Source organism: Oceanicaulis sp. (assembly GCF_965249665.1).
Classification (GTDB): domain Bacteria; phylum Pseudomonadota; class Alphaproteobacteria; order Caulobacterales; family Maricaulaceae; genus Oceanicaulis.
Genome location: NZ_OZ252247.1, coordinates 657,399 through 682,074 on the forward strand (window position 1 = coordinate 657,399; position 24,676 = coordinate 682,074).

The window sequence follows — 24,676 nt, forward strand, 5'->3', positions numbered from 1 at the left end:
TCATCCCTCTTCCATCGCGCCGCTCTCGGCGACCCAATCCGCGCCCTGAGCCTGAAGTCCCAGCAATGACAGCACTGGCCCCGCCGACGGGTCATGCGCCGTCGCCCGAAGGCGATAAGACGGCCGGGGCGCGCTCAGCACGATCCTGCCGTCAAGATCCAGCGTCGGTCCCGTCCCGGTCAGAGTGAGCGCAACATGCTCGCCGACGCAAGACAGCATCATGTCGATGATCGGCAGGTCCACATCATAGCGCACGCCCAGATCGGCGAGCGCCGGGCTCATCATCGCGCCCTCAGCCGACAGGCATCGCCCATCCTGATCAAGACTGACGTCCACCCCGTCCAGCTGAACAGCAGCATCACCAGCCAGGCTCAAAGCTGGGATGGCGGCGAGGCCCGGCCAAGCGGACAGGGCGACCACGCCTTCAGCGCCCTGAACGTCGATCCTGTTTGAGCCCACGCCGATGACAGCACGAAGCTGAACGCGCGGGTCGAGAATCTCGGTCTGCACGCGCATGCGTCCCGAAAGCAGCGAGCCCGGTTCGAGCGTGGTCTGCACCCGCTGAAGCTCCAGATCGCCACGGCGCACCCGAAGCGCGTGTCCGTTCCAGACTGTGCCTTGCACCAATCCGGCCTGCACGCCGGAGGGGACAAGCGCGTCATAGACCAGACGCGCCGGCGCAAAGATCACGAGCCCGGCGATCAAGGCGATGACGAACAGCACACTCAGGATAACGCGCATCATGTCGCCTCGCTCACACGGCGCAGCGTCAATTGCGCCCGCACCCGTTCATCGGCTTCACGATCAAGGCTGATCCGCTCCACCACCACGCCCTGCTCGCGCGCCAGCGAGTCCAGCCAGGCCAATACAGCGTTAGCGTCCGCCTGTTCCAACCAGACGCCCAGACGACCGTCTTCCAGAGGTTGGACACGGCTGATCGCCAAAGCGCGCTCACGCGCCGTGCGATCAGCCAGAGTGCGCAAGGGCTCTTGATCCTCCGGCGCTGTGACCTCAGCGGCCAGCGCGCGATACTCCTCAATCTGGACCAGCAAGGTTTCATAGCCCTCCGCGGAGCGGGAGAAGGCTCGCAAAGCATCAGAGCGCCAGCTGATCACCGGTCCCAGAACACCAAACCAGATCACGGTCAGCGCCAGCAAGGCCGCAAGGCCCGCCAGCAAGATCTGCTCACGCACGGTTCGCGCCAGAAAGGCCCGCCGCACCGGCGTCAAAACATTTTGTCCGCTCATGGCAGCCTCACCGTAAATTCAGCCGATACGCCCGCCGCACTCTGGCGCGCGCCGCCATCTTCCAGCACCACTCCGCGCGCTTCAGCCGCGCTGCGCAAACGCTCGAAATCGCCAAAGCCGGAATAGAGCGCGCTCACCGACAACTCGCCGCGGCTGGCGTCATAGCGCACTGAATCCACCCGCACATCGTCGACATCCCGCATCATATCCGCCAGCGCGGACGCCAGCGGCAGAAACCCGGTCCCGCCCTCGGCGCCGCCACGCATCGTATTGAGCGCCTGACGCATCTGGACCGGGACATTGACGATCCGAGCATCGGGAAACAGCGTGCGAAACGCCTCAGCCTGCGCTGCCTCATAGCGGTCCGCGCGGTCATCGAGATACGCCGCCTGCACCGCCATCAGAGCAGTTGCGCTCATCAAAGCGGTCAGCGCCAGGCCGGCCGCCCAGCGCCAGGGTTTGAGCAGCCCCGCCCAATCAAGGCTCGTAGCGAACTCATCGCCCAGAACGCGCGGCAAGGATTCCAGCTGCGAGAGGGTCAGCTCGGCCGCCTCGAGGCGCAGATCCGGCGCCTCAAGGCGCGTGGCGGAGACAGATGCGTCGCCCTGCGCCACAGCGGCGAGGTCCAGATCAGGACTGATCAGAACACGGCGCGGACTCAGGCGGCGCCCAAGTCCTGACAGGACCGGAGCCAACATGTGCGGCTCGATGGCGCCGCACACCGGATCAGACAACGCCGCGTCCAGATCGCGCGCCTGTGCGCCTTCGCCCCCGGCCAGATCGCCCGTCCGCGTCTTGAAGACGATGTGATCGCCATAGCTCACCACCGTCAGGTCCGCGTCTTGGCCCTTGAGCGCCAGCGCGTCGCTCAGCGCATACACCGGTTTGACCAGAACGCCCGCCAGCATTTCGCGCCATGCCTTCAGCGTGGTGCGATCCACCGCCGTCAGCAAACGCGCGCCATCAGCGCCCACCGGCCCCAAAGCGACGTGCACATCTTCAAGTGATTGCGCGAGATGATCCTCGATCAGGAACGGCGCCGCCCGGCGCGCATCGCGTTCAGACTGGCCCGGCACCGGCAGTCGGCGCACAAACACGTCTTCAGCGGGCAGCAGCACGATGGCATGGTCGATTTGCACCGTCTGGGGAGGCTCCAGCACCTCGCCCGGCGACAGATCGCCTTCAGCGATCACCGCGCCCGATCGGATCACGCTCCAGCGAAGACCGGTCTGCTGCGCACTGGCGCGGGGCGGCTGAAGGATCAGCACGTCAGTCATCAAAAGGCTCCAAAGCGCTGGCTGCGGCGGCGCAGATCATTGCTGTCGCGCAGCTCGGCCAGCTGCTCAAGTTGAAATTGCGTATCGGCGAGACGCACGCTCACCTCCATCCGAAACCATTGGCTGCGCAAGCCCAGCCGCGTCTTCGCCTCATCGCTCAGCTCAAGCGAGGCGATCAGGGGATCAGCCCAGACTTCTTCCAGGCTCTCATACCCGGCGGGCGGGCGACGGAACAGGACCGTCTCGGCATCGCCCGGGGTCAGGTTTTCATCCAGCAGCACCGCCAATAGCACAGCGCGCTCCAGCGAGACGGTGTTGATGTTGAGCGGCGGCTGCTCAGAAATCGGCAAGACGCACAGATAAGGTTGGTAGAGCGCATAAAGCTCTGGCGTCATCACCGGCAGGGCGCGTAGCTCTTCGAGCTCGATGAAGCGCTGATTGGCCGCTCGATAAGGGGGCGTGAACGCGGCATAGGCGCGATCTTCCGCGCCGCCCGGCTCGGTGGAGCCATCTATATCCATCCAGTCTATGATCTGGGCGAGCACGCTTTCGGCCTCGCCCGGCCTGACGCCGAGTTCAGCAGACAGACGCAAGAAGCCCTGTCGCAAATGGTCGGTTTCCAGCTGCGCGGCCTCTGTCTCTAACGGGTCTTCGCCCGAGGTTTCAGGCCGCACCAAAGCATTGATGTTCAGACAATTGTTGCGATCAAACACCTGCCCGACCACCTGGCCGGTCTCGAGCGGAAACACCACAGGCCCTGCAAGCCACGCCTCATCCGGGCGCATGATGGCGCGGCCAGGCTCGCCCGCGTTCAAAAAGGCCGCTTCGGCCAGCTCGCGTGCGCCGCGCGCCATCCAAAGTGCCTGGGTGCGCTGGTCGATCTGAGCAGTTCTGAAGGCCGCAAAACGCGTTACATCCATCAGCTGCACTGCGACCGCCGCCATCAACGCGACCAGCAACAAAGCGGCGATCAGCGCCGTGCCGCGCTCAGCGCTTTGGTCTGCCCGCTGCGTGCTCATGCGCCCCGCTCCGCTGTGGGCGACAGGACAACATGCTCCATCGGACCCAGTTCGGCCTGCGTATAGGACAGACGCAGCGCGCGTGGAGCCTGGCTGCTCCCCTCGCTATTGGGGACAGGCCGGACCTGGACGATATCGGTCCACACCGCGCCCATCAGCGCTGAGAGACGCAAATCGGAAACGCCTGACGCGATCAGCTGGCGGACCGGGGCTGCGCCGCGCGCCTGATCCGGATAAGCGCCCGCTTCACGCCACAGCTGGTCGCCGTCATAGATCCATGCCACGCGCTGAAGCCCCGAGCGCGGCTGCACACCGCCCGGATTGGCCCAGCCTGTCCGCGTCAGCACCAGAATTTCCCGCGCCTCGCCCTCACGCGCCGGCGCCAGCGGATCCGCGCCTTCTACATCCAGCGCGAACAGGCGCGGATCGGTCAGCCCGTCCTCATCGCGCGCCGTGCGCATCACCATCTGACCGACATCCTCGGCCATCAGGGCATGAATGCGCTGCACCGCCGCCAGATCAGACAGCACGGCTTCAGACGTTTCCTTCGCCCGTAAAGACGTGGTCAGAAGCCCGACGCTGATCGCGCTGATCAGAGCGAAGACCATCACAGCGGCCAGCACTTCGACCAGTGAAAACCCCGCTTCAGAACGCCCGGTCATGACGTCCTCCGCAGCGTTTCAAGCGCTTGGTAGACCGCCTCGGTTTCAGGGTCGGACACCACCAGGCGCAGGCGGACGAGATCAGGCTGGCCGGTGGCTTCAATCTCTAGACTCCAGGCGAAATTGCGCCCGGCCAACGCATACTCGCCGCTACGCTCGCGCATCTGGCCGGGATCCGTGTCGAGGATCTGTTCACTGATAAGGTTCTGCGCCGCGATCTGCGCCAGGGTCATCTCCCGCGCCAGGGCGGCGGAGCGCGTGGACATGGTCAGCGCATTCATCAACGCCACGCCCGCCAGCGCCAGAATGGTCAGCGCCGCCAGCATTTCGATCAGCGAGAATCCGGCTTGCAGACGCGCGGTCATGACGCCGTCTCCGACGTGTCGGGGTTGAGAAGGCTCAAATGCCCCTGCCCGTCCCGCGTAACGCGGCGCACGCCCTGCGCGCTGCGCAATTCATAAGCGAAGGGTTGATCAAAACCCGTCGGATCAAACCAGACCTCAGGCGCGGGAATGTCAGGAGCGCCGCTGGACAGACCGGACTCCTCCCGCCTTGCGATCGCGCCAGCTTGCACCGACAACACCAGATCAGGGTCAGAAAAACGATGCGCGTCAAAGGCCGGATGGTCCGTTCGCACGCGCCAGAGGCCGTCCTCGAACTGGAAGAACTGATAACCGCGACCGTCAGGCCGCGCTGCAAACCCCACATGCCGCCCCGTCACCAGCGCATCCTGACGCGCTTCATGAAGGGCACGCACCAGCGCTTCGCCCTCAATCTGTTCGGGCGCATCTTCAGGGCGCAGCATCACCACGGCCACGCCTGTCACCAGCGCGATGATCGCCAGCGCCGCCAGCGTCTCGATCAACGAGACGCCCGCCTGACAGGATCGGGGCGCAGTCGGGTTCACTACGACTCTTCAGTCCAGTTGCCGATATCGGCGTCCTCGCCCTCACCGCCTTCACGACCGTCCGCGCCATAGGTCCAGACGTCAAAGCGGCCATGTTCGCCGGGGTGGAGATACAGAAAATCATTCCCCCAGGGGTCAGTCGGCAGGTTGTTGATGAAACCGCCTTCAGGAAACCGGGTCGCCAGACGCGCATCAGAGGGCGGGGTCACCAGCGCCTCCAGCCCTTCGTCCGTACCGGGATAACGCCCCATACGCAGACGATACGTCTCCAGCGCCTGCTCAAGCTGGCTGATCTGGGTGGCGGCGGTCGAGGAATTCGCCTGGCCCAGCATGGGCAGGACATTCATGGTGATGATCGTGGCCAGAAGCCCGATGATCACCACCACAACCATCACCTCCACGAGGCTCAGCCCGGCTTCGTCATCGTCGAGACGGCGCGCGTCATGATCGGTGAGCAGCATCTCTCAGTCTCCTTGCTGGCCGCGCTATCCCAGCGCGGCGGTGTTCAACTGCAGGATTGGCAACAGGATCGATAACACGATCCCGACTACCACCACGGCCATGGCGATGATGATGCCCGGCTCCAGAAGGCTCAAACCCACCGTGATGGCGCCGTCCACATCCGCTTCCATATGCTCGGCGGCGCGCTCAAACATCTCCGCAAGACGACCTGAACGCTCCCCGGCGGCGACCATGTAGACCATGAGCGGTGGGAACCAGCGCGCCTGACGCAGCGCATCGGCGAGCCCCTTGCCGGTCTCGACCTTGTCGATCACGCTGCTCATCATATCCTGAAACGGCAGGTTGTCAGATGCCAGGCGCGCGGCGCGCAAAGCCTCCGGCAGCACCGCACCGGCATTGATCAAGATCGCCATGGTGCGCGCAAACCGGGCCGCCTCGACCTTGCGAGCAAACCCGCCCAGCCCCGGCAGCCCTAGCTGCGTGCTTTGCACCGCGCGCTTTACAGGCTTGCGGCGGATCGCGACCGCATATGCCAGCCCGCCCCCCAGAAGAAGAACCAGCAGGACCGGCCAGCTTGCCTGCAAGCCATTGGACAGGCTGATCATGACCCGCGTCAGCAACGGCAAGGTCATGTTCATGGTGTCAAACTGCTCGGCGATCTTGGGCACGATGGCCACAAGAAGCACGCACACCACCAAAAGCGCCACCGCGCCCAGGACACTGGGATAGATCAGCGCTGCGCCGACCCGCCGCTTCAGCGCGCCCGCTTTTTCCAGATACTCCGCCAGCCGGTCGAGCACGCGGCCCAGACCGCCCGCGCCCTCGCCCGCGGCCACCATGGCGCGATAAACACCGGGGAAGCTGTCAGGATAGGCGGCCATGGCCTCTGACAGGCGTTCGCCTTCGGTGACCTTCTCGCGCACGCCCATCAGCACGCGCTCCACCTGCGCCTTGTCCGCCTGACCGCCAACCAGCCCCACCGCTTCTTCAATCGGCATGCCGGCGTCGATCAAGGTGGCGAGCTGGCGGGTGACGCCCGTCAGATCCTCTTCAGACAAGCCTTTGGGCTTGATGAGGGTTTTAAGAACGCCGCTCTCTGAGCGATCACTGGCGCGAGCGACCGACAGCGGCGCCAGCCGCCGGCGGCGCAATTCCTTGCGCGCGGCGGTTTCTGAGTCCGCGGACAACAGGCCTTTGGTGCGCTTGCCCGCTGCGTCCAGGGCTTCGTACTCAAACGCCGCCATCGCGCTCGCCATCCTCGCGACACACCCGCATCACTTCGGCCAAGCTGGTCTCACCGGCCTTGGCCAGCTCAACGCCGGACCGCCACAGCGTATGGCGGGATTTGAAGGCCTGGCGCGCAATCTCGTTTTCGCGCGCATCCTCGTGGATCATGGAGGCGATACTCTCATCCACAACCAGAAGCTCATAAACACCCCGGCGTCCGGAAAAGCCCGAGCCGCCGCAAGCGTCACAGCCTTTGGGCCGATAGAGCAGCGCACGCTCGTCCTCGCCAAGCTCCATCATGCGGCGCTCGCCCGCGTCGGGCTCATAAGCCTCCTTGCAGGACGGGCACAACCGGCGCACCAGACGCTGGGCCACCACCGCCTTGATCGTGGTGGCCAGCAAATAGCTCTCAACCCCCATATCGCGCAGGCGCGTCACCGCGGCGGCCGCAGAATTGGTGTGTACGGTCGACAGAACAAGGTGACCGGTGAGCGAGGCTTGCACCGCGATCTCGGCGGTCTCCACATCGCGGATCTCGCCCACCATCACCACATCGGGGTCCTGGCGCAGTATGGCGCGCAGCCCGGCTGCGAAGGTCATGCCGACCTTGGTGTTGACCTGGGTCTGGCCCACGCCCTCCACGGCATACTCCACCGGATCTTCCACGGTGAGAATATTGCGGGTCTGATCATTGAGAAGATTGAGCCCGGCATAGAGCGTCGTCGTCTTGCCCGCCCCCGTGGGGCCGGTCACCAGCACCACGCCATTGGGTTGAGCCAACACGGCCTGGAAATCGCTGAGCTGGGCCGGGGACATGCCCAACTGATCGAGGGTGAAGCGCGCGCTCTCCTTGTCCAGAAGGCGCAGCACCACCCGTTCGCCATAGCGAGACGGCAGGGTCGAGACGCGCACATCCACGCCCTTGCCCGCCAGCGTCAATGTCAGGCGTCCGTCCTGAGGTACGCGTTTTTCAGCGATATCGAGCCGCGCCATTACCTTGATCCGGCTGGTCAGGGGAGGCGCCAGACGTCCGCTCAGCGAGACCATTTCGCGCAGGACACCGTCGACGCGAAGCCGCACCGACACCCGGTCTTCAAACGGCTCCACATGCACGTCCGACGCGCCTGACCGTACGGCCTCGGCGATCAGTCCGTTGATCAGGCGAATGATTGGCGCGTCAGACGCGCTGTCGAGCAGGTCTGCGGTCTTGGGGATGTCATTGATGATGTCAGACAGGCTCTCGCCCGCCGCATCCTCGGCCGTGTCGGACATGGAATGCGCCAGGCCGTCAAAGGCGTAGATTTCTGACAGCGCGCGATCAAAGGCGCGCGCGTCCAGGGTGCGCATCTCAAGCGCAGAGCCCGCCGCCCGGCGCGCTTCCAACAGCGCGATCGGATCAAAATCCTCTCGCAGCAGGAAAACCGGGGCGTCCCCGGTCTGGAGCGCCACGCCGCGCTCGCGCGCAAACCCGTAATTCAGAGGCTTCAAGACTTACTCCTGCCCCGCATCCGCGTTCGGCAACGGACGGGCGAAAGGATCGCCGCCGCCCATCATCATATCGACAATGGATTCAAGACTGGATTCGCCGCCCGTCGCGTCACGCTGCTGGCCAACCGCATAATCATAGCTTGTGCGGGTGACGTCGCGCATGCTGGCGGCGTCCCGCACAATTGTGGGGCGGATGAAGACCATCAGATTGCGGCGCGTGGTGGACCGGCTGTCATTGCGGAACAGACGCCCGGCGCCGGGAATACGGCTCAGCCCCGGCACGCCGCTTTCCGCTTCCTGGTCATCGGTCTCGATCAGGCCGCCCAGCACGATGATTTCGCCATCATCGGCCAGCACCGTCGTCTCGATCTTGCGCTGATTGGTGATCAGCTCAACGAAATCGGCGCTGACAGGCCCCGCCACCGAGGAGACTTCCTGACGGATCTGAAGACGGATGGCGTTGCCGTCATTGATCTGGGGACGGACAAAAAGCTGCACGCCGACGCTTTCGCGCTCGATCTGGCGGAATGGATTGGAATTGTTCGAGCCCAGGGTCTCGCCCGTGGTGATCGGAATTTCCTGGCCCACCATCAGATTGGCTTCCTCGTTATCGAGCACCATCAGCTGGGGTTTGGACAGGACATTGGAATCTGAATCCGTATCGAGCGCATTGACGATAACACCAAAGAGCGAGCCATCATTGAGCTCACCGCCAAATCCGAAGGCGCCGCCGCGGGCGTTCACAAGCGAGGACAGCGCCAGATTACGCAAGTTGACATCCGTGCTGCTGGTCGTGTCGTCGCCGTCCGATGACAAGCCGCCCGTGAGAAGCGCGCCTGTCAGCGCCAGAAGGTCGGGCTGCCGGGTCGAGCCATACCGCGTATAGGCGAAGGGCGTGGCGTCATCGCCATCCCCCGCCAGCAAGAACTGAACGCCCAGATCGCGCGCGGTCTGGTCTGAAATCTCCACAACGATCGCTTCCACCTGAACCTGGGGACGACGCACATCAAGGCGGCGGATCACCTGCTCAAGATCGCGCAGCACGTCCGGATCGGCGTTCATGATGATGGCGTTGGTCGCAGGATGGTGCGCGATGGAAACAGGACGTCCGCCGGTCTCGGACGCGTTCATGGTTTCGGTGAACTGCTCGAGGATCGGCAGAAGTTCGTCACCGCGCGCATGGTTGAGCGCCACGACGCGGAAGGTCTGGTTGGACGCGCTGACCGCATCAATGCGGCGCACCAGCGAGACCATCTCGCCCACCGCCGCAGGCTCGCCGCGCAACAGCAAGGCGTTCGAGGACGGCACCGCCGCCAAAGTCACATTGGTGGGCGCATCCGCTTCGGAACCCTGAGCGCGCACTTGCAGGCGCCCGATAATCCCTGCCATCTCCTCAGCGGGAATGTTCTCCAGCGTCAGCATTTCAACTGTAGAGGTGTCACGGTCCGCTTCACGCAGCGCCGCTTCAATGGCGCGCACATTGGAGGCGAAATCCACGATGACCACCAGATTGCCCGAAGCGATCGAGTTGGCCGCGCCATACTGGCTGAGCATCGGCGCGATCGCGCGCACTGCGTCCAGCGCCGCAGTGTTTTGCAAGCGGTGCACAGAGCTGAGTATGACAGAGTCAGAGCCCGAAGCGGCCAAAGGCGCGCCCATGCGCACACCTTCAGTTTCGGGGACGATCTGGTAGACGCCCGGCGCCATCGGCAGTGCGGTGTATCCGTTCACCCGCAAGGTCGAGAGAAACACCTGAAAGGCTTCATCAGCGGTCAGCGGCGTCTGCGAGACGATGGAGACCCGGCCGCGCACTTCGGGATCAACGACGAAGGTATAGCCGGTCATCAGGGCCATATCGTCGATCACCGCGCCGATCTCGGCCTCACGGAAATTCAGGGTCTGCCCGGAGGGTTGCCCGTAAGCCGGCGCCAGGGCCGCAAACGCGAGAACCATCGCTGTCGCGATGCCGGAAAATGATGTCATGATCGCCTGCATGATGCTTGGCTTCCCCTAGAGCGCCGCTAACGCAGCGACGTTTCCACAGTGATGTCTTCGCCGTCGCGCCAAAGGCGCACCACCGCCATATCGGCGGATTCCAACAGCGCGAAAGCGCGCACAGCCTCTGCCTCGCTGGTGAGCGGCGCTGCGTTCAAACTCATAACCACATCGCCAGGTTCAAGCCCCAGATTTGCGAGCTGACCGGCGTCGCCGCTGACGCGCAATCCGCGTACGGCGCCATTCTCATAATCGGGCTCAAGGCTGAGCCCCGACAGCCAGCCCCGCGCCATGTGCCGTTCACTCATCTGAACACTGACGCCCTCGGTCTGAGCGGGCGACACGGCGGCCTCAGGCGCTGCGCCAGACTGGGCGCGGCGGCGGCCCGCATCGGTCAGAAACAGGCTTTCCAGAACGCCCCGCCGACTGATCACCACCCGGTCGGCATGGACTTCCTCCAGCACGATGTTCGCGCTCAGGGTTTCGCCCGCAGCGACCCGCAGCTGACCTTCGCCAGGAATGTCGATGATGGCGGATCCCTCACCAGGCGTCGCGCCGACGCGCACACCGCGCAAAGTGAAACCAAGCCGGCTTTCCGGAGCGACCGGCGCCGCGTTCTGGGCGAGCGTGGCGAATACGCCGCTCAGATCGCCGATGGATTGCGGCGCTGAAGCAGCTGATCGGGCTGAGCCGCCCGAGGGGCTGACATCCGCGCTCAAGGCGTCAGAGCCATAAAGTCCGAACCAGATCGCCTGCGATACGATCAATGCGATCACGATGACCAGCGCAGCCTCCACACCATGACGCAGCATCGCCAGAGCCGAGATCGCCTCGGGTCTGCGGGCTGCGGTTTTGCTGGCGTGCGCGGTAAGCATCTGTGCGGTCAGGCCTCTGCGGAAGGATGGTGCATCGTACACGGACGTTGGATCAGCGCGAACCTATGATTTCGCGTCCCGCTTGTGCAACACGCTCTGAAAGCAAAGACAAGCGCACAGACCTCAAGGTCCGCCCGCTTGCCTGTGTGTTGGGTCTGCAAGGGCGTAACGGGGCGGCGCAAGGCCGCCCCGTCAGTCCTCCTAGAACCGCGCTGTCAGGCTGACAGACACGGAACGCCCGCGGGCGTAGGTGTTGAACTGAGTTTCGCCAATGCCTTCGCTGACCTGATACTCGATGTGATCTTCATCGAGCAGGTTGCGGGCATTGATGCTCAGAGACAGGCCCTCATAGATGTAATTGAGGTCCCGGCGATAGGTGGCGTCCAGGATCACGCCCGGATCTTCCATCACGTCGGGAAGCTCGGCGCCCGGCTGGCTCAGACCCCGTTGCAGAACACGGTCATCCACCCAGTTCAGCAGCAGGTTGAACTCGTCCTGATCACTCGCCCAGCCCAGCTGCGCGTTGATGATGTTCTCAGGCGTGCCCTGCAGCACCGAACCGTCAAGGTTATAGGTCGCAGCCGGCTGCAAGCTCTGGCTGATCGGATCAAAGATCAGATCGCCATCACCCGCTTCCACTTCAGAGTCGGTGTAGGTGTAGTTGACGCCAAAGCGCCAATCGCGATCCGACAGGAAGAAGATGTCGCCAGGAATGTTGAACTGGGTGCGATACTCCAGCTCGAGGCCCTGAACGACAGCTTTTGGCGAGTTGATGAAGGTGGTTTCGAACACGAAGGTCGAGGTCGAGAACTGCACTTCTTCGATCGGGTTGGTCAGCTCTTTGTAGAACACCGCACCGGTGATGAACTGATCGCGGCCCAGATAGTATTCCACACGCGCGTCATAGTTCTTGAACTCGGTGTCCACGAGGCCCGAGTTACCGCGATAGGCGCGGCCGGATTCAGGATCGAAATAGCTCGAACGCGCCAGTTCACGGAACTGCGGGCGTGCGATGGTTTCCGAATACCCGACCCGCAGCTGAAGGTTCTCAGCGAAGGTCCAGGTGCCCGTGAAGGCCGGCAGGGTGTACTCGTTTTCGAGGTCGACCGTTCCCGCGCCCAGATTGCCGAAGCGATCAAAGGTTTGCACGGACTGGGTCGCTTCTTCACGACGCACGCCGAAGGTGGCGCGGATGAAGTCGGTGAACTCCACATCGGCCTGGGCGTAATAAGCGTCCACGTCCAGCTCGCCGGTATAGGAGTCGTTCGTGGTGGAGAGCTCTTGCAGGATGAACCGCGTCGGCGCGATGTTGTCCGGCGAGAACAGGAAGTCAGGACGCGCCACGCGAACATCGTCCGGCAGCGAGTTGCCGCCCACGAAACGGAAGGCGTAGAGATTGTATTCGCGTTCGGTGCTCGACGTGTCGAAACCGGCAGACAGCACCGTGTCCCAACCCATCAGGTCGAGATTGTAGAGCGCATCGCCGCCAAAGCTGGTGGCTTCATCGGTCAGATCGCTGAAGCGGATGTCGTAGCTGTTGGCCACGAGATAGCTCGGTTGACCCGTCACCGGGTCGATCAGACGACGCAGCGTCCGCTCATAGGGCGCATCGCGGGTGGATTCCGCATACGCGCCACGCCAGCTCAGCTCAAGATCGCCGAAGACGTGCTCGCCGTTCAGCTGATACATGGTGAGCTCACGCTCATACCAGCCGGTCTGCTCGTCATGAATTTCACCCGTGGCGCCCGGCGCGTTGAAGTCGGTGCCGGTGGTGATTTCAGAGCGCTTGTCCGTGTCGTGCGAGTAAAAGACAAGGCCCTGGACTTCATGATTGTCCAGACCCGCAGACAGGGCGACCAGAGCATTCGTGGCGGCTTCAAAACGACCTTCAACAGCCGTCTGATCATTACCGATGATGCCGCCCAGCACACGCTGGCGGTTCGCTTCGCGGTATGACCAGTCGCTGTCATAGCCAGCGGTCGCCACAACACCCACTTCAAGCTGGCCCAGCATGCGCGAGGCGCCGGCCTCGAAGCTGAACGAGCCGGTCGGCAGATATTCAGTGTTCTGGATGACGTTGACCGGCGAGTTGGTCAGGCTTTCACCCGCGTTTTCGATGTACTCATCGCTTTGGGTGTTCAGCGGCGTGCGAGTCGCGATCAGGTCCGCCAGCGGAGACGGCATGCTGCGCAGGCCGTCATCATAGCCCGTCCAGTCCTGGTCGGCGCCTGAATGGGTCAGGCCGTCCTGGAACGTCGCTTCGCTGTTGTAGGAAACGCCGGCCTTGAGGCTGAAAAAGTCCTCATCCGGGCGACGCACGGTGCTCATATTGATCAGACCGCCGCCAAATTCGGCCGGCAGATTGGCCGAATAAGTCTTTTGAACCTCAATACCGTCCAGAAGGTCGGACGGGATGAGATCCAGCGGCACGGTGCGGCGAAGCGGTTCGGGGCTCGGGAGCACCGATCCGTTCAGCAAGGACGAGGAGTAGCGATCCCCGAGGCCGCGCACATAGGCGAAACGGCCGCCTACAATGCTGAGGCCGCTGACGCGGGCCAGAGCGGCGGCGGCGTCTGAATCGCCCGTCCGGGCCAGGTCTTCAGCCGACAGAAAGCTCGCAACCTGTGCGGTGCGACGCTGGGGTTCGGGGACGTACTGGTAGCGCACCACCACCACGTCTTCGACTTGATTGGAAGCGGACGCGGCCTCCGAATCCGCCTGCTGCGCAAAGGCAGCGGACGGGGCGAGGAGAACGCTCGAGGCGAGCAGCGCTCCACGCATGAGTTTCATCGTATTCATCATCAGAACCTTTTGTCAGGTCATCACCAGCAAGCTGCAGGAAGCGGAGCCGCCGGCGCATGACGCCGACGGCTCGCGCTCAAGTGCGCTTAGCAGGGAGAGGACGCTTCCAGGCCGCAGGACCAGCCCGCCCACCAGCGGTCAGAGCTGTTCTCGACGGCGCCGATATAGGTGACCGGCTCGAACCAGGCATCCAGCGTGGTCGGGTCGAACACCGGACGCGCATTCTCTGCGGTCCCGTTGACGAACGTGCCAGACAGGGTGGCTGCGATGGCGGTGGAGTTGTTGGACCCCTGGTCCACAGCGCCTTGTGCGGCGGCGGTGTCAGAGCCCGAACGGGCCAGACCGGCGTCACAATCAAACAGAACCGAGTCAAAGCGCGGATCATTGTTGATGTCGTAGCCGGCGACGCCGTCACCTGCGCTGTCCTGCCAGCGGAAGCATTCCTGGCCGTAATCGACCACACCGTTGACATAGCGGCCGACGGTGCCGGTGTTCAGGCGGAACGCGTTCGAACGGTTACCGATGAAGGTGAAGTTCGACAACGTGGCGTTGGACAGCGGCGTAACGCCGTTACCCGCGCTGGAGGCTTCCACGATGTTGTCACCCAGCTGATCGTTCTGGACGACGATCGCGAACTGGATGTTGCCCTGATAGCCGTTATCGGTGTCGATGGAGTCGTCTTTGTTGCCGGTCAGGACCAGGTGGCGAACATTGACGTTGCCGCCGAAGAACTCGACGCCGTCATCTTCGTTGTTATGGACCTGGACGTATTCGACCGTGGTGCCGCGACCGATCCCGGCGAAGGTGATGCCGTTCAGTTCGTTGCCCGCCGTGTTGATGGCGAAGCCGGCATATTTGAGCTGCATGAAGCGCAGCGCGCCGGAATTGTCGTCAGCGTCGTTGCCGCCATAGATCGCATCCGGGTTGGTCACGCCTTCCACGATGTTCTGGCAATCACCGCCTGCGACCGAACCGGTCGAGCAGCGGTTGATCGGCGCCTGGCCGAGCAGCACCAGACCACCCCATTCCGCGGTGGCGGTGTCGGGATCGACCTGGTTGCCGGTCAGATCGTTTTCAGAGGTGAAGATCACCGGGTTTTCGCGGGTGCCGTTCGCAAAGATCTGGGAGCCGCGGTTGACCACGATGTAGTCAGCGCCGCTGTCGCCGAACAGGGTCACGCCCGATTCGATGGTCAGCACAGCCGGATCCGCATTCGGAGCCGTACCGTCAGCGCCGGCGTCGATGCCGACGTCCACGCGACCGGAGATCTCGTAGACATTGCCGCGCGTCAGGCGCAGATCGTCGGTCAGAACACCGGAAACACGGCAGATGGTTTCACCGTTGAGCTCAAGACCGGTGTCCGCAGTGCCGGTCGGGCACGCGGCTTCCGGGAACAGGCCGAAGGTCCAGCCAGCCGCCCAGTTGGACGTCTCGGTTTCAGAAGCGCTGAAAGCGCCGGCATAGCTGGCCGGCTCAAAGAACGGATCCAGCGTGGTCGGATCGACCGCGGTCACGCCCTGCTCGACGGGCCCCGGGAACAGACGAGAGGCCAGCGAGTTGGCGCCGACCACATTGTTCGCATCCGCTGCAACGGCCGCAGCCGGAACGCCAGCGACAGAGTTCGAGGAGGCCAGGCCGCCGTCGCAATCAAACACGACAGAGCGGAAGCTCGGGTCGGTTGCTGCGTTGAAGCTGGTGTTGCCGTCGCCAGCGCTGTCCTGCCAGCGGAAGCATTCCTGGCCGTAATCGACCACACCGTTCACATAGGTGCCGACGGTGCCGGTGTTCAGGCGGAACGCGTTCGAACGGTTACCCACGAAGGTGAAGTTGGAAATCGTCGCGTCAGACGCCGGCAGGGCGCCCGGAGCGACGCTGGAGGCTTCGACGATGTTGTCGCCGATGTCGTCATTCTGAACAACGATCGCGAACTGGATGTTGCCCTGATAACCGTTGTCGGTGTCGATGGAGTCGTCTTTGTTGCCGGTCAAGACCAGGTTGCGAACGTTGACGTTGCCGCCGAAGAATTCGACGCCGTCATCTTCGTTGTTGTGAACCTGAACGTGATTGACTTCGGTGCCTGCGCCAATGCCGGCGAAGGTGATGCCGTTCAGCTCGTTGCCCGCCGTGTTGATGGCGAAGCCTGCGAAGCGAACCTGCAGGTAACGCAGAATGCCCGAATTGTCGTTGGCGTCGTCGCCGCCGTAAATGGCGTCAGGGTTGGTCACGCCTTCCACGATGTTTTCGCAAGCGACAGAGCCCGGAGCCGCCGCGGCGCTCAGGCAGCGGTTGATCGGCGCCTGGCCGAGCAGCACCAGACCACCCCATTCGGCGGTGTTGGAGCCGCCCAGGTCGGACGCGTCAGCAGCGCGGCGCTCGATGTCGGCCTGGCTGGTCATGATGACCGGCGCAGAGGCGGTGCCCAGCGCTTCGATCTGCGAGCCGCGGTTCACGACGATGTAATCAGCGCCCGATGCGCCGTAGACGACGGCGCCCGGCTCGATGGTGAGGCGTGCGGACTGGCCGCCCGCCTTGTTGCCGTCTGCGCCGATATCCGCGCCGACATCGATCCGGCCATTGATGCGGTAAGCGACGCCATCAACAGCTTCCAGGGTGAGGTTCGACAGGATCTGACCGCTGACTTCACAGGCGGTGAAATCGCCCACAGAGCCGGTTTGGGTGAAGCCAGAGGGGCACGACACCGTGCCGCCGCCGCCACCGCCGCCGCCACCGCCGCCGCCCGGAGGCGTGCCCGGGGCCGACGGGCCAGGAGAGGCGATATCGGATCCTTGCGAACACGCAGCGATCACGGCGAAGGACGCACCTGCAAGCAGCAGTTTCAGCTTGGACATTTGAACTTTCATCAGAACCCCCCGAGGGACTTTATGTGGCGCAACATTCAAAACACGCCGCACTGGCTGCAAGCACAGGCGGTCGCTCGGGAGGTGAAAAGACAGCAAGATTGTTACGTGGATTTCTCAGTTGCGTGACGAAGCCGTGACACGCTTTTTGAGGCGGTCCATTCACGCATAAAAAATCGACGCCGCCTCGGAAGAGCGCGCGCATTCACCAGTCAACACAGGCGTTCACGCGAGTGTGGCGCCTGTGCACGTCTCGTTAAGGGTTTTGTGAAGTTTGAATGACGAAGGGCGTTTTCACCTATGAGGTGACGCGCCTCAAGCGCCCGAACTGTACCGGCTCTCGAACGCGCTGCGAAACGGCGACAGGTCATGTCCCGCCTCTCGCGCCAGAGCGATCACATCATCCGCAGATCGGTCTTGCGACTGAGCCAGCGCCCAGCCCAGCATGGAGCGCGCGCCCGAGCGGCAAAAGCCCAGCACTTTTCCTGACGGCTGTCGTGTCACCTGATGAATACGGGTGATGTCGTCTTCGCGGATTTGCGCCCCGTGCATGGGCGCGTGCACATAATCCAGACCCGCAGCCCGAGCCGCCGCCTCGATGATCGCGGAAGCGGGCTGTCCCGGCTCTTCGCCATCCGGCCGGTTGTTGATCAATGCGGTGAAGCCCTGATCTGCGAGCGCTTGCACCTGTTCAGGCATGATCTGTCCCGAAATGAAGAAGTCAGACGTTACCGGAACACAGGCCATCGCCTCACTCCTAAAGCGCGTTGAACGGGATTTTCAGATAATGAACGCCATTATCTTCGGCGGGCGGCAATTCGCCGGCGCGCATATTCACCTGAACGCTGGGCAGAATCAGATTGGGCATGTCCAACGTCGCGTCGCGCCGCTCACGCATGGCGACAAAGCTGTCTTCATCAACACCGCCTCCAACATGGATGTTGGAGTCTCTTTCCTCCGCAACCGTACTCTCCCAAGCGTATTCATCCCGGCCCGGCGCCTTGTAATCATGGCACATGAACAGGCGCGTCTCGTCAGGCAGGGCGAAGATTTTCTGGATGGAGCGATACAGCGTGCGCGCGTCACCACCGGGAAAGTCGCACCGCGCCGTACCAAAGTCTGGCATGAACAGGGTGTCGCCGACAAAGGCCGCATCCCCGATAACATAGGTCATGCAGGCTGGTGTGTGCCCGGGCGTGTGAATGGCGCGCGCTTCGAGTTTGCCGATAAAGAAACGCTCTTCATCCTCAAAGAGATGATCAAACTGGGAGCCGTCACGCCGGAACGCATCTTCGGCGTTGAACACATCACCGAACACCGACTGGACGGCGCGGATATTGGCGCCAATCGCCAGTTGTCCGCCCAGCTGGGCTTTCAGATAGGGCGCCGCGGACAAATGATCGGCGTGAACATGGGTTTCCAGCACCCAATCCACGTCCAGCCCGTGCTCTCTCACATAAGCGATGACGGCGTCCGCGCTTTTATGAGTGGTGCGTCCCGACTTGGGGTCGTAATCGAGAACGGAATCAATGATCGCCGCTTTTGACGTAGCCGGGTCTGAGACCACATAGCTGACCGTAAAGGTGTCGGGGTCAAAAAAGGCTTTGACCGCCGGATTCAGACGTGAAGCAGGGTTTGTCATCTTTACACAAAGCCTCCTTTTGAAACCTGGGGGCCGAAAGCCTGGCACAAGGCTGACACCAGCTTTTGGATGCGCACATCCGCCAGACTGTAATAGACGTGCTTGGCGTCCCGGCGCGGCGTGACAAGGCCCGCATCGCGCATGCGCGCCAGATCCCGCGACAGATTGGGCTGGCGCACGCCTGTGCGCGACTCGATTTCAGAGACCGAGCACTCGCCTTCCATCAACTCGCAGGCCACCAGCAAACGCCCTGGGTGAGCGAGAATTTTCATCAGGCTGGCGACTTCGTCCGCGCGGTCGCGCAACTCAACCAGGTCTAGTTCGGCGCCCATGGATCGGGACCCTTGTCTACTCAATTTGAACTTACGTTTTTTGATAATTGAAATCCTGACCGCCAGTGACAAGTCTTCCTCACAGTCGAACTTTCTGATCCTATGTCTGTGTCACGCGGCAAAACGCTGCCGCGCCCGCCTTTCGCATCGACCGGAGGTCGCTGAAATGATGAGCGCCCTGAGCCTGCTCGCCCTCAACCTTGGGGCAGTTTTAGTATTATTTTCAGTGCTATGGGGGATTGCTCAAATCAATCGAGACCCCAGCTTTATTGATGCGTTCTGGGCTTTCTCTATTCTGATGATCGCCGGGCTGAGCTTTCTGCTGACCGATGGCGCGACATGGCGACACATGCTGATTGCCGGACTGGCGGCCTTGTGGGGAATGAGGCTGGGCGTTCACCTGTTTCTGCGCTGGCGGAAAGAGGGGGCGGACCGCCGCTATGTGAAATTGCTCAGTTCAGTGCGTAAGAAACGCGGCTGGAGCTTTGCGCTCACAACGGCGGTGTTCGTCTTCCTGCCCCAAGCCGTCCTGGCGTGGCTGACCAGCTTGCCTGTCCAGCTGGGACAGGCGTTCGCCAGTGATGCGGCGCTCGGCGCCCTGGGCATTGCCGGAGCGGCTCTGGCGCTGTTCGGGATTGTATATGAAAGCCTGGCCGACGCTCAGCTCAGCCGTTTCAAACACGATCCCTCCAAACAAGGTCAGGTGCTTGATACCGGGTTATGGGCCTGGAGCCGTCATCCCAATTATTTTGGCGAAGTCTGCGTCTGGTGGGGACTATGGCTCATTGCAGCGGAGACCGGATGGGGCGTGCTTGCTCTGCCTGGCCCGGTCTTCGTGACTTTTACCCTGCTCAAACTGTCCGGCGTCACCCTGCAGGAAGCGGATATAGAAGATCGGCGTCCAGACTATGCGCGCTACAAGGCAAGAACCTCAGCGTTCGTGCCGCGGCCGCCCAGATCAGAAGCGTAAATAAGGGATCAGGTCCGGCGCGTGGGCGGTGTGTTGAAGCCGTCAGGCGCGCTTTCAAGGAAGCGCTCCACAAAGCGCACAGCCTCTTCCGCCCGGCCTTGCGACACATCAGAACAAAACGCGTAAAGCGCAGTGCCGCTCAGTGCGAGACTTAACAGACCAACGCCCGCCATCACTATCAGTAGCCGCATATCGCCCTCCCCGGCGTTTACGGGGAAAGCCTAACATTACGCGATGTTCATTAACAAGCGGAAAGGTTCGGGTCAGACCGACTCCCGATCTGCTTCTGCAAGCATATCGCTGGCCGACGGCGTGGCCATGGCCGCGCTGGCGCTCTTAAGCGCTTGAAGAGCTTCCTGAACGCTCGTTTCCATCAAGGCCGCAGCGCTTTCCACACGCTGACTGGCGGCGTCATAGCGGTTCACGTCCAGCTGGCCGACGGCCGCTTCAATCCGCTGCGCCGCGCCGTCAACACGTTGGCCGATTTCACCGGACAAGGTTTCCAGACCCGCCCGGAAATCTGACAGCGCCGCATCCATGCCGCCCGAGGGAATGGATTTAGCGATCGTTTTCATCTCTTCACGGAAGGCGCTCAGTTCAGCGGCGATATCGACCTGACTGCCAAGGCGGGTCTCATGCAGCGCCGAGGCCGCGATGTCATCAATATCAACCGTGTCCGCATTTTCATCCCAGATACGCGATGTGGCGTTGATCTCGTCGAGCGCATCTTCCAGCACGTTGGCGAGCTGGTCGTCCTGCGCCATCGCCTCAAGATCAACCGCGCCGTCTTGATCATCCAGCGCCAGTACATAATCACCATCATCGCTGGGCTCGAGCGAGTCATGGGCGTTTGTCGGCGTGTCTTCCTCGACTGTAGCCTCGTCAACGCCCACCTCGTCTGCGCTGTCGTCGCCCATAGCGGCCAGCTCAAACTCTTCTTCCGGGTCAGAGCGCTCTGCATCGTCTATTTCGGTGAAATCATGATCGTTGCAGTCAGCCTCGGCGCCGGTCAGAGCCGTGTCCGCACTCTCTGTTTCTGTCTCAGCTACAGCCTCAGCTTCAAGCTCAGTGTCTTCAGGGCCTACATCAAGGACCACGACCTGATCTTCATCAATAGGTTTGCCAAGATCCCAGTCACCGTCCTCAGACGCGTCAAACGCATCTAGATCAATCGTCGGGTCATCCAGATCAAAGCTGTCGTCATCCGGGGCTGTCTCAGGGTCCGCGCTCTCAGACTTTGCGTCGAGATCCCATTCGTGTTCGGCCAGATCCTGCATCACGGCATCGCCTTCTTCATCAGACAACGCCTGATTTTGAATGCGGTAATCTTCCTGTCGTGGCTGGTCGGGCTGTCGCGCCAGATGGACGGCTTCACTCGCCGGGTCACCGAACAAGGTAGAGGCCAGCTCATCACAGGCGGCGTCCACATCGTCCACATGCTCTGTCGGCGCGCACAACGCCCAGGTCAGAGCGCCAAGCGGGGAGAAGCGCACCCGGTCGCTGACCGCCCGCTCCAGGAACAAAGAGGTGAAACGATCCAGTCCCGAAGCCAGCGCGTCCGCGTTCGCGGTTTGCGGTGGTCGCAATTGCAGAATGAACGCGGCCTCGCCCTCGCGGGGTTGAACAGCATCTGCGGTGGCGAGCTCCATGAGTCCCTTCCCGGAGCGAATCACCCCGGTCCCTGCGTCAGTTACTTCGACACCAGATCGCACTCACCTTGCGAAGGTCTTAACATAGCGTGAAATGGATGGGTCGACGCCTGTGGCGCCGGGCAGGCCCTGACCGCCCGGCGACATCGCCGCTCGGCGGCTAGGCCGTCACCTCGTCATCCTTGATGTTGAAGAACAGGGCATAAAAGACCGGCGTCGCGATCATGGTCAGGATCGTTGCAAACGCCAGTCCGCAGATAATGGTCACCGCCATGCCCTGGAAGAAGGCGTCAAAAATGAGCGGAGTCATGCCCAGGATCGTCGTCCCCGCCGCCAGCAGCACCGGTCGCAAACGGCTGACCGAGCCTTTCACCATGGCGTCAAAGCGCGGATCGCCGCGATTGATGCGCTGATCCACTTCGTCCACCAGAACAATGGCGTTCTTGATCAGCATCCCGGACAACGACAACAGCCCTAACAGCGCTGTAAATGAGAAGGCCACATTGGTGGCCAGAAGCCCCATGCTGACGCCGCTGATCGACATCGGCACGATCAGCCAGATGATCAGCGGTTGGCGCACGGTCTGGAACAGGACAAAGCTGATCACCAGCATGACCACGAAGCTAAGCGGCAACACGCCGCCCAGCGATTCATTGGCTTCGCTGGAGGCTTCGTATTCCCCGCCCCATTCGACTGAATAGCCATGAGGCAGATCAATGCCGTTGACCACTTCCGCAAAGCGGGGGAAAGCCGAGGCCGCCGTGGTGTCATCGGACGCAGGATTGCCCTGTACAGTCAGCGTGCGCACGCGGTTTCGACGCTGAATCAGGCTTTCATGAGGTTCAACCGCAAACCCGCTGACCACCTGGCTGATCGGCACATAAGCATTCTGAGACGGGCTCCATATCAACCGGTCTGTCAGGCTGTCGGGCTGGGCGCGTTCATGATCCGGCGCCCGGGCAATGATTGGAATCAGCAGATCGCCTTCACGGAACACGCCCACTTGCGAGCCGGACGTCGCGTAGCTCAGCGCCTCGGCCACATCCGCCCGGGTGACGCCAATGGTTCTGGCGCGATCCGGTTGGATCTGCGGCACGAGCACAAGCTCACGATTGCGCCAATCCGTTCGCAGATCACGGAACTCGCCCGCCTCGCTGAGCCGCCGCAGAGCCTCTTCAGTCAAAGACCTGAGCACCTCTGCGTCCGGCCCCATGAACCGCGCCTCCAGCTGGGCGCCGGAGGGCGGACCAAACACGATCCGCTCAGACCGGGCTTCGAGCTGAGGATGGGTCTCGGTCACATACGCCATTATAGCGTCCGCCAATGGCGGTATTTCGTCCAGCGTCTCGGTCTGCACAATGAGCTGACCATAGGCGGGATTGGGCTGTTCGCTGGTGTAGGTCAGCATGAAACGGGTCGCGCCGCGCCCTACGAACGCATCCACCGACCGTGCATGTTCTTGCTCACCGGCGAAGCGCGCCACATCACGGATCACCTCGTCGGTGGCCAGAATGTCTGAGCCCTGCGGCATGGTCATGTTCACGTAGAACATCGGCGTGTTCGAGTTCGGGAAGAAAGCCTGCTTGACCGAGCCAAACCCGATGATGGACGCCACAAACACCACCACGAGCGCCAAGACGGTCACGATCCGGTGCTTGAGCGCGGTCACCAACATATTGCGATAGACGCCATATATGCCGCGGCCATGGGGGTCGTCAGGATTAGCCTTTTCGCCCTTGAACAAATGATACGCGATCATGGGGGCGACCGAGATCGCCAGGACCCAACTCAGCACCAGTGAAATGCCAATAATGGCGAAGAGCGAAAACAGAAACTCGCCCGTAGAGTCCGGCGACAATCCGATGCCCGAAAACGCCATGATGCCGATGACGGTCGCGCCCAGCAGCGGCCATTGGGTTGAGCTGACCGCGTCTTCGGCCGCCTTCATCCGGTCTTCGCCGCGCTGGACGGACACCTGAATGCCTTCGGTCACCACAATGGCGTTATCCACCAGCATGCCCATGGCGATGATCAGGGCGCCCAGCGAAATGCGCTGCATGGTGATGTCAAACGCGTTCATGAAGAACAAGGTGCCGAGCACGGTCAGCAACAGCACGACCCCCACCGTCACCCCGGCCCGCCAGCCCATGAACAAGCACAACACCCCGATCACAATGGCGACCGACATCGCCAGATTGATCAGAAATCCGTTGGTCGCTTCGGCCACGACGGTGTGTTGCTCATAGATCGGCTTGAGCTCGACGCCGACCGGCAGGTCCTGCTCAAGCTCGGCCAGCCGGGCTTCCACAGCTTCGCCCACATCGACGATATTGGCGTCTTCAAGACCGGACACGCCCAGAGTGAAGGATGGCTCGCCATTATGGTAAATATAGACGTCCGCCCGCTCGACCGGTGCGCGCGTCACGCTGGCGATGTCAGACAGACGCAAGGTCTGACCCGCATCGCGCGGTGAAATCAGCAGGTTTTCAATGGATTCAACGCCGCCGATCGACTGGGGCATTTCGATGCGTAACAGGCGATCTCCCGACGGCGCCTCGCCCGCAGTCACGACCGCATTTTCATTGGAGAGCGTGGAGAGCACGGCTTCCACGGGAAGCCCCAGACGCGCCAGGTCTTCCTGGGAAATTTCGATATAGATGCGTTCTTCAGTGACGCCGGCGACCTCAACCTTGGAGACCCCATCCACCACCAGCAATTCACGACGCAGATCATCGGCGATATCGCGGATTTCACGATCAGAATAGCCCGGCGCTGTGACGGCATAGAGAATGCCGTACACATCGCCGAAATCATCAAGAACCTGCGAGCTTCCGGCGCCGGGCGGCAAGCTCGGGGCGGCGTCCCTGACCCGCTTCCTCAGCTCATCCCAGATCTGCGGCAATTGCGAACCGTCAAATTCGTCGCGCATGCGCACATGGATCTCACTGACGCCCGGCGCACTTTCCGAGTACACCTCATAGAGCTGGCTCATCTGCTGAATGGCGGTTTCCAGGCGTTCGGTGACTTCGTCCTCCACCTCTTCCGCAGTCGCGCCAGGATAAGGCGTGACGACAATGGCCTCCTTGATGGTGAAAGCAGGGTCTTCCAAGCGCCCCACGGACATGAAGCCCTGTATCCCGCCCAACAGGCAGAACAGAATGACAAGCCAGGTCAGAACCGGACGTTCGATTGACAGTCGGGCAAGATTGAACTTGCCGCCGACCCCGGACTGGGCGGTTTCGGTCATGATCAGACGCTCCCTGT

At 62.4% G+C, this 24,676-nt stretch carries 21 protein-coding genes; 1 reads left to right on the forward strand and 20 read right to left on the reverse strand.

Going from position 1 to position 24,676, the window contains the following annotated elements:
* The 17 genes from gspN to ACP154_RS03300 all read right to left on the reverse strand — a co-directional run bounded on the left by gspN (window position 1) and on the right by ACP154_RS03300 (window position 18,793).
* The gene (gspN, locus tag ACP154_RS03220; protein ID WP_421856881.1) at window positions 1-744 is read right to left on the reverse strand and encodes a type II secretion system protein N; all 744 of its coding nucleotides are present in this window, start codon (window positions 742-744) and stop codon (window positions 1-3) included.
* Window positions 741-1,247 carry a type II secretion system protein GspM gene (gspM, locus tag ACP154_RS03225; protein ID WP_421856878.1) on the reverse strand — a complete coding sequence of 169 codons (507 nt, stop codon included), beginning with the start codon at window positions 1,245-1,247 and terminating at the stop codon, window positions 741-743. The genes gspN and gspM overlap by 4 nt, the downstream gene beginning before the upstream one ends.
* On the reverse strand, window positions 1,244-2,524 hold the full coding sequence (gene gspL / locus ACP154_RS03230; protein ID WP_421856875.1) for a type II secretion system protein GspL: 1,281 nt from the start codon (window positions 2,522-2,524) through the stop codon (window positions 1,244-1,246). The genes gspM and gspL overlap by 4 nt, the downstream gene beginning before the upstream one ends.
* Complete coding sequence (gene gspK, locus ACP154_RS03235; protein ID WP_421856872.1) at window positions 2,524-3,543, reverse strand: type II secretion system minor pseudopilin GspK; 1,020 nt, start codon at window positions 3,541-3,543, stop codon at window positions 2,524-2,526. The genes gspL and gspK overlap by 1 nt, the downstream gene beginning before the upstream one ends.
* Entirely contained in the window at window positions 3,540-4,205 is a 666-nt protein-coding gene (gene gspJ / locus ACP154_RS03240; RefSeq protein ID WP_421856869.1) for a type II secretion system minor pseudopilin GspJ, read from the reverse strand. Before gspJ ends, gspK begins: the two co-directional genes overlap by 4 nt.
* Entirely contained in the window at window positions 4,202-4,570 is a 369-nt protein-coding gene (gspI, locus tag ACP154_RS03245) for a type II secretion system minor pseudopilin GspI (RefSeq protein ID WP_421856866.1), read from the reverse strand. The genes gspJ and gspI overlap by 4 nt, the downstream gene beginning before the upstream one ends.
* Window positions 4,567-5,112 carry a GspH/FimT family pseudopilin gene (locus ACP154_RS03250; RefSeq protein WP_421856863.1) on the reverse strand — a complete coding sequence of 182 codons (546 nt, stop codon included), beginning with the start codon at window positions 5,110-5,112 and terminating at the stop codon, window positions 4,567-4,569. The genes gspI and ACP154_RS03250 overlap by 4 nt, the downstream gene beginning before the upstream one ends.
* Window positions 5,112-5,573, reverse strand: coding sequence for a type II secretion system major pseudopilin GspG (gene gspG / locus ACP154_RS03255; protein WP_107711643.1), 462 nt, complete (start codon window positions 5,571-5,573; stop codon window positions 5,112-5,114). Before gspG ends, ACP154_RS03250 begins: the two co-directional genes overlap by 1 nt.
* Before the next feature lie 24 nt (window positions 5,574-5,597).
* Window positions 5,598-6,818 carry a type II secretion system F family protein gene (locus ACP154_RS03260; RefSeq protein ID WP_421856859.1) on the reverse strand — a complete coding sequence of 407 codons (1,221 nt, stop codon included), beginning with the start codon at window positions 6,816-6,818 and terminating at the stop codon, window positions 5,598-5,600.
* Window positions 6,805-8,289: a type II secretion system ATPase GspE gene (gspE, locus tag ACP154_RS03265; protein WP_421856856.1), complete on the reverse strand. Its 1,485-nt coding sequence runs from the start codon at window positions 8,287-8,289 to the stop codon at window positions 6,805-6,807. Before gspE ends, ACP154_RS03260 begins: the two co-directional genes overlap by 14 nt.
* Before the next feature lie 3 nt (window positions 8,290-8,292).
* Window positions 8,293-10,272 (reverse strand): type II secretion system secretin GspD, encoded by a 1,980-nt coding sequence (gene gspD / locus ACP154_RS03270; protein WP_107713592.1) that lies wholly within the window; start codon window positions 10,270-10,272, stop codon window positions 8,293-8,295.
* A gap of 38 nt (window positions 10,273-10,310) precedes the next feature.
* The gene (locus tag ACP154_RS03275) at window positions 10,311-11,159 is read right to left on the reverse strand and encodes a type II secretion system protein N (protein ID WP_421856853.1); all 849 of its coding nucleotides are present in this window, start codon (window positions 11,157-11,159) and stop codon (window positions 10,311-10,313) included.
* 201 nt (window positions 11,160-11,360) lie between these two features.
* On the reverse strand, window positions 11,361-13,961 hold the full coding sequence (locus ACP154_RS03280; protein WP_421856850.1) for a TonB-dependent receptor domain-containing protein: 2,601 nt from the start codon (window positions 13,959-13,961) through the stop codon (window positions 11,361-11,363).
* 86 nt (window positions 13,962-14,047) lie between these two features.
* Complete coding sequence (locus ACP154_RS03285; RefSeq protein ID WP_421856847.1) at window positions 14,048-16,822, reverse strand: hypothetical protein; 2,775 nt, start codon at window positions 16,820-16,822, stop codon at window positions 14,048-14,050.
* A gap of 312 nt (window positions 16,823-17,134) precedes the next feature.
* Entirely contained in the window at window positions 17,135-17,566 is a 432-nt protein-coding gene (locus ACP154_RS03290; RefSeq protein WP_107711649.1) for a TIGR01244 family sulfur transferase, read from the reverse strand.
* Between the two features lie 10 nt (window positions 17,567-17,576).
* The gene (locus ACP154_RS03295; RefSeq protein ID WP_421856844.1) at window positions 17,577-18,461 is read right to left on the reverse strand and encodes an MBL fold metallo-hydrolase; all 885 of its coding nucleotides are present in this window, start codon (window positions 18,459-18,461) and stop codon (window positions 17,577-17,579) included.
* Between the two features lie 2 nt (window positions 18,462-18,463).
* Entirely contained in the window at window positions 18,464-18,793 is a 330-nt protein-coding gene (locus ACP154_RS03300; RefSeq protein WP_107711651.1) for a metalloregulator ArsR/SmtB family transcription factor, read from the reverse strand.
* Between the two features lie 166 nt (window positions 18,794-18,959).
* On the opposite strand from ACP154_RS03300, the gene ACP154_RS03305 reads away from it, so the two are divergent.
* Complete coding sequence (locus tag ACP154_RS03305; protein WP_421856841.1) at window positions 18,960-19,763, forward strand: DUF1295 domain-containing protein; 804 nt, start codon at window positions 18,960-18,962, stop codon at window positions 19,761-19,763.
* 8 nt (window positions 19,764-19,771) lie between these two features.
* On the opposite strand, the gene ACP154_RS03310 is transcribed toward ACP154_RS03305, so the two are convergent.
* From ACP154_RS03310 to ACP154_RS03320, 3 genes are all read right to left on the reverse strand, one after another.
* Window positions 19,772-19,954: a hypothetical protein gene (locus tag ACP154_RS03310; protein WP_421856838.1), complete on the reverse strand. Its 183-nt coding sequence runs from the start codon at window positions 19,952-19,954 to the stop codon at window positions 19,772-19,774.
* A gap of 72 nt (window positions 19,955-20,026) precedes the next feature.
* Window positions 20,027-21,412: a hypothetical protein gene (locus ACP154_RS03315; RefSeq protein ID WP_421856835.1), complete on the reverse strand. Its 1,386-nt coding sequence runs from the start codon at window positions 21,410-21,412 to the stop codon at window positions 20,027-20,029.
* Window positions 21,413-21,572: 160 nt separating this feature from the next.
* Window positions 21,573-24,659 (reverse strand): efflux RND transporter permease subunit, encoded by a 3,087-nt coding sequence (locus ACP154_RS03320; RefSeq protein WP_421856832.1) that lies wholly within the window; start codon window positions 24,657-24,659, stop codon window positions 21,573-21,575.
* Window positions 24,660-24,676 lie beyond the last annotated feature (17 nt).

Excerpts from the sequence above, each read along its gene's own strand:
- ACP154_RS03285 (WP_421856847.1), bottom strand. The coding sequence starts at position 16,822 with ATGAAAGTTCAAATGTCCAAGCTGAAACTGCTGCTTGCAGGTGCGTCC.
- gspM (WP_421856878.1), bottom strand. The coding sequence starts at position 1,247 with ATGAGCGGACAAAATGTTTTGACGCCGGTGCGGCGGGCCTTTCTGGCG.
- gspG (WP_107711643.1), bottom strand. The coding sequence starts at position 5,573 with ATGCTGCTCACCGATCATGACGCGCGCCGTCTCGACGATGACGAAGCC.
- gspN (WP_421856881.1), bottom strand. The coding sequence starts at position 744 with ATGATGCGCGTTATCCTGAGTGTGCTGTTCGTCATCGCCTTGATCGCC.
- ACP154_RS03305 (WP_421856841.1), top strand. The coding sequence starts at position 18,960 with ATGATGAGCGCCCTGAGCCTGCTCGCCCTCAACCTTGGGGCAGTTTTA.
- gspI (WP_421856866.1), bottom strand. The coding sequence starts at position 4,570 with ATGACCGCGCGTCTGCAAGCCGGATTCTCGCTGATCGAAATGCTGGCG.
- ACP154_RS03280 (WP_421856850.1), bottom strand. The coding sequence starts at position 13,961 with ATGATGAATACGATGAAACTCATGCGTGGAGCGCTGCTCGCCTCGAGC.
- gspJ (WP_421856869.1), bottom strand. The coding sequence starts at position 4,205 with ATGACCGGGCGTTCTGAAGCGGGGTTTTCACTGGTCGAAGTGCTGGCC.
- ACP154_RS03320 (WP_421856832.1), bottom strand. The coding sequence starts at position 24,659 with ATGACCGAAACCGCCCAGTCCGGGGTCGGCGGCAAGTTCAATCTTGCC.
- ACP154_RS03300 (WP_107711651.1), bottom strand. The coding sequence starts at position 18,793 with ATGGGCGCCGAACTAGACCTGGTTGAGTTGCGCGACCGCGCGGACGAA.
- ACP154_RS03260 (WP_421856859.1), bottom strand. The coding sequence starts at position 6,818 with ATGGCGGCGTTTGAGTACGAAGCCCTGGACGCAGCGGGCAAGCGCACC.
- gspL (WP_421856875.1), bottom strand. The coding sequence starts at position 2,524 with ATGACTGACGTGCTGATCCTTCAGCCGCCCCGCGCCAGTGCGCAGCAG.
- ACP154_RS03310 (WP_421856838.1), bottom strand. The coding sequence starts at position 19,954 with ATGCGGCTACTGATAGTGATGGCGGGCGTTGGTCTGTTAAGTCTCGCA.
- gspD (WP_107713592.1), bottom strand. The coding sequence starts at position 10,272 with ATGACATCATTTTCCGGCATCGCGACAGCGATGGTTCTCGCGTTTGCG.
- ACP154_RS03275 (WP_421856853.1), bottom strand. The coding sequence starts at position 11,159 with ATGCTTACCGCGCACGCCAGCAAAACCGCAGCCCGCAGACCCGAGGCG.
- gspK (WP_421856872.1), bottom strand. The coding sequence starts at position 3,543 with ATGAGCACGCAGCGGGCAGACCAAAGCGCTGAGCGCGGCACGGCGCTG.
- ACP154_RS03315 (WP_421856835.1), bottom strand. The coding sequence starts at position 21,412 with ATGGAGCTCGCCACCGCAGATGCTGTTCAACCCCGCGAGGGCGAGGCC.
- ACP154_RS03290 (WP_107711649.1), bottom strand. The coding sequence starts at position 17,566 with ATGGCCTGTGTTCCGGTAACGTCTGACTTCTTCATTTCGGGACAGATC.
- ACP154_RS03295 (WP_421856844.1), bottom strand. The coding sequence starts at position 18,461 with ATGACAAACCCTGCTTCACGTCTGAATCCGGCGGTCAAAGCCTTTTTT.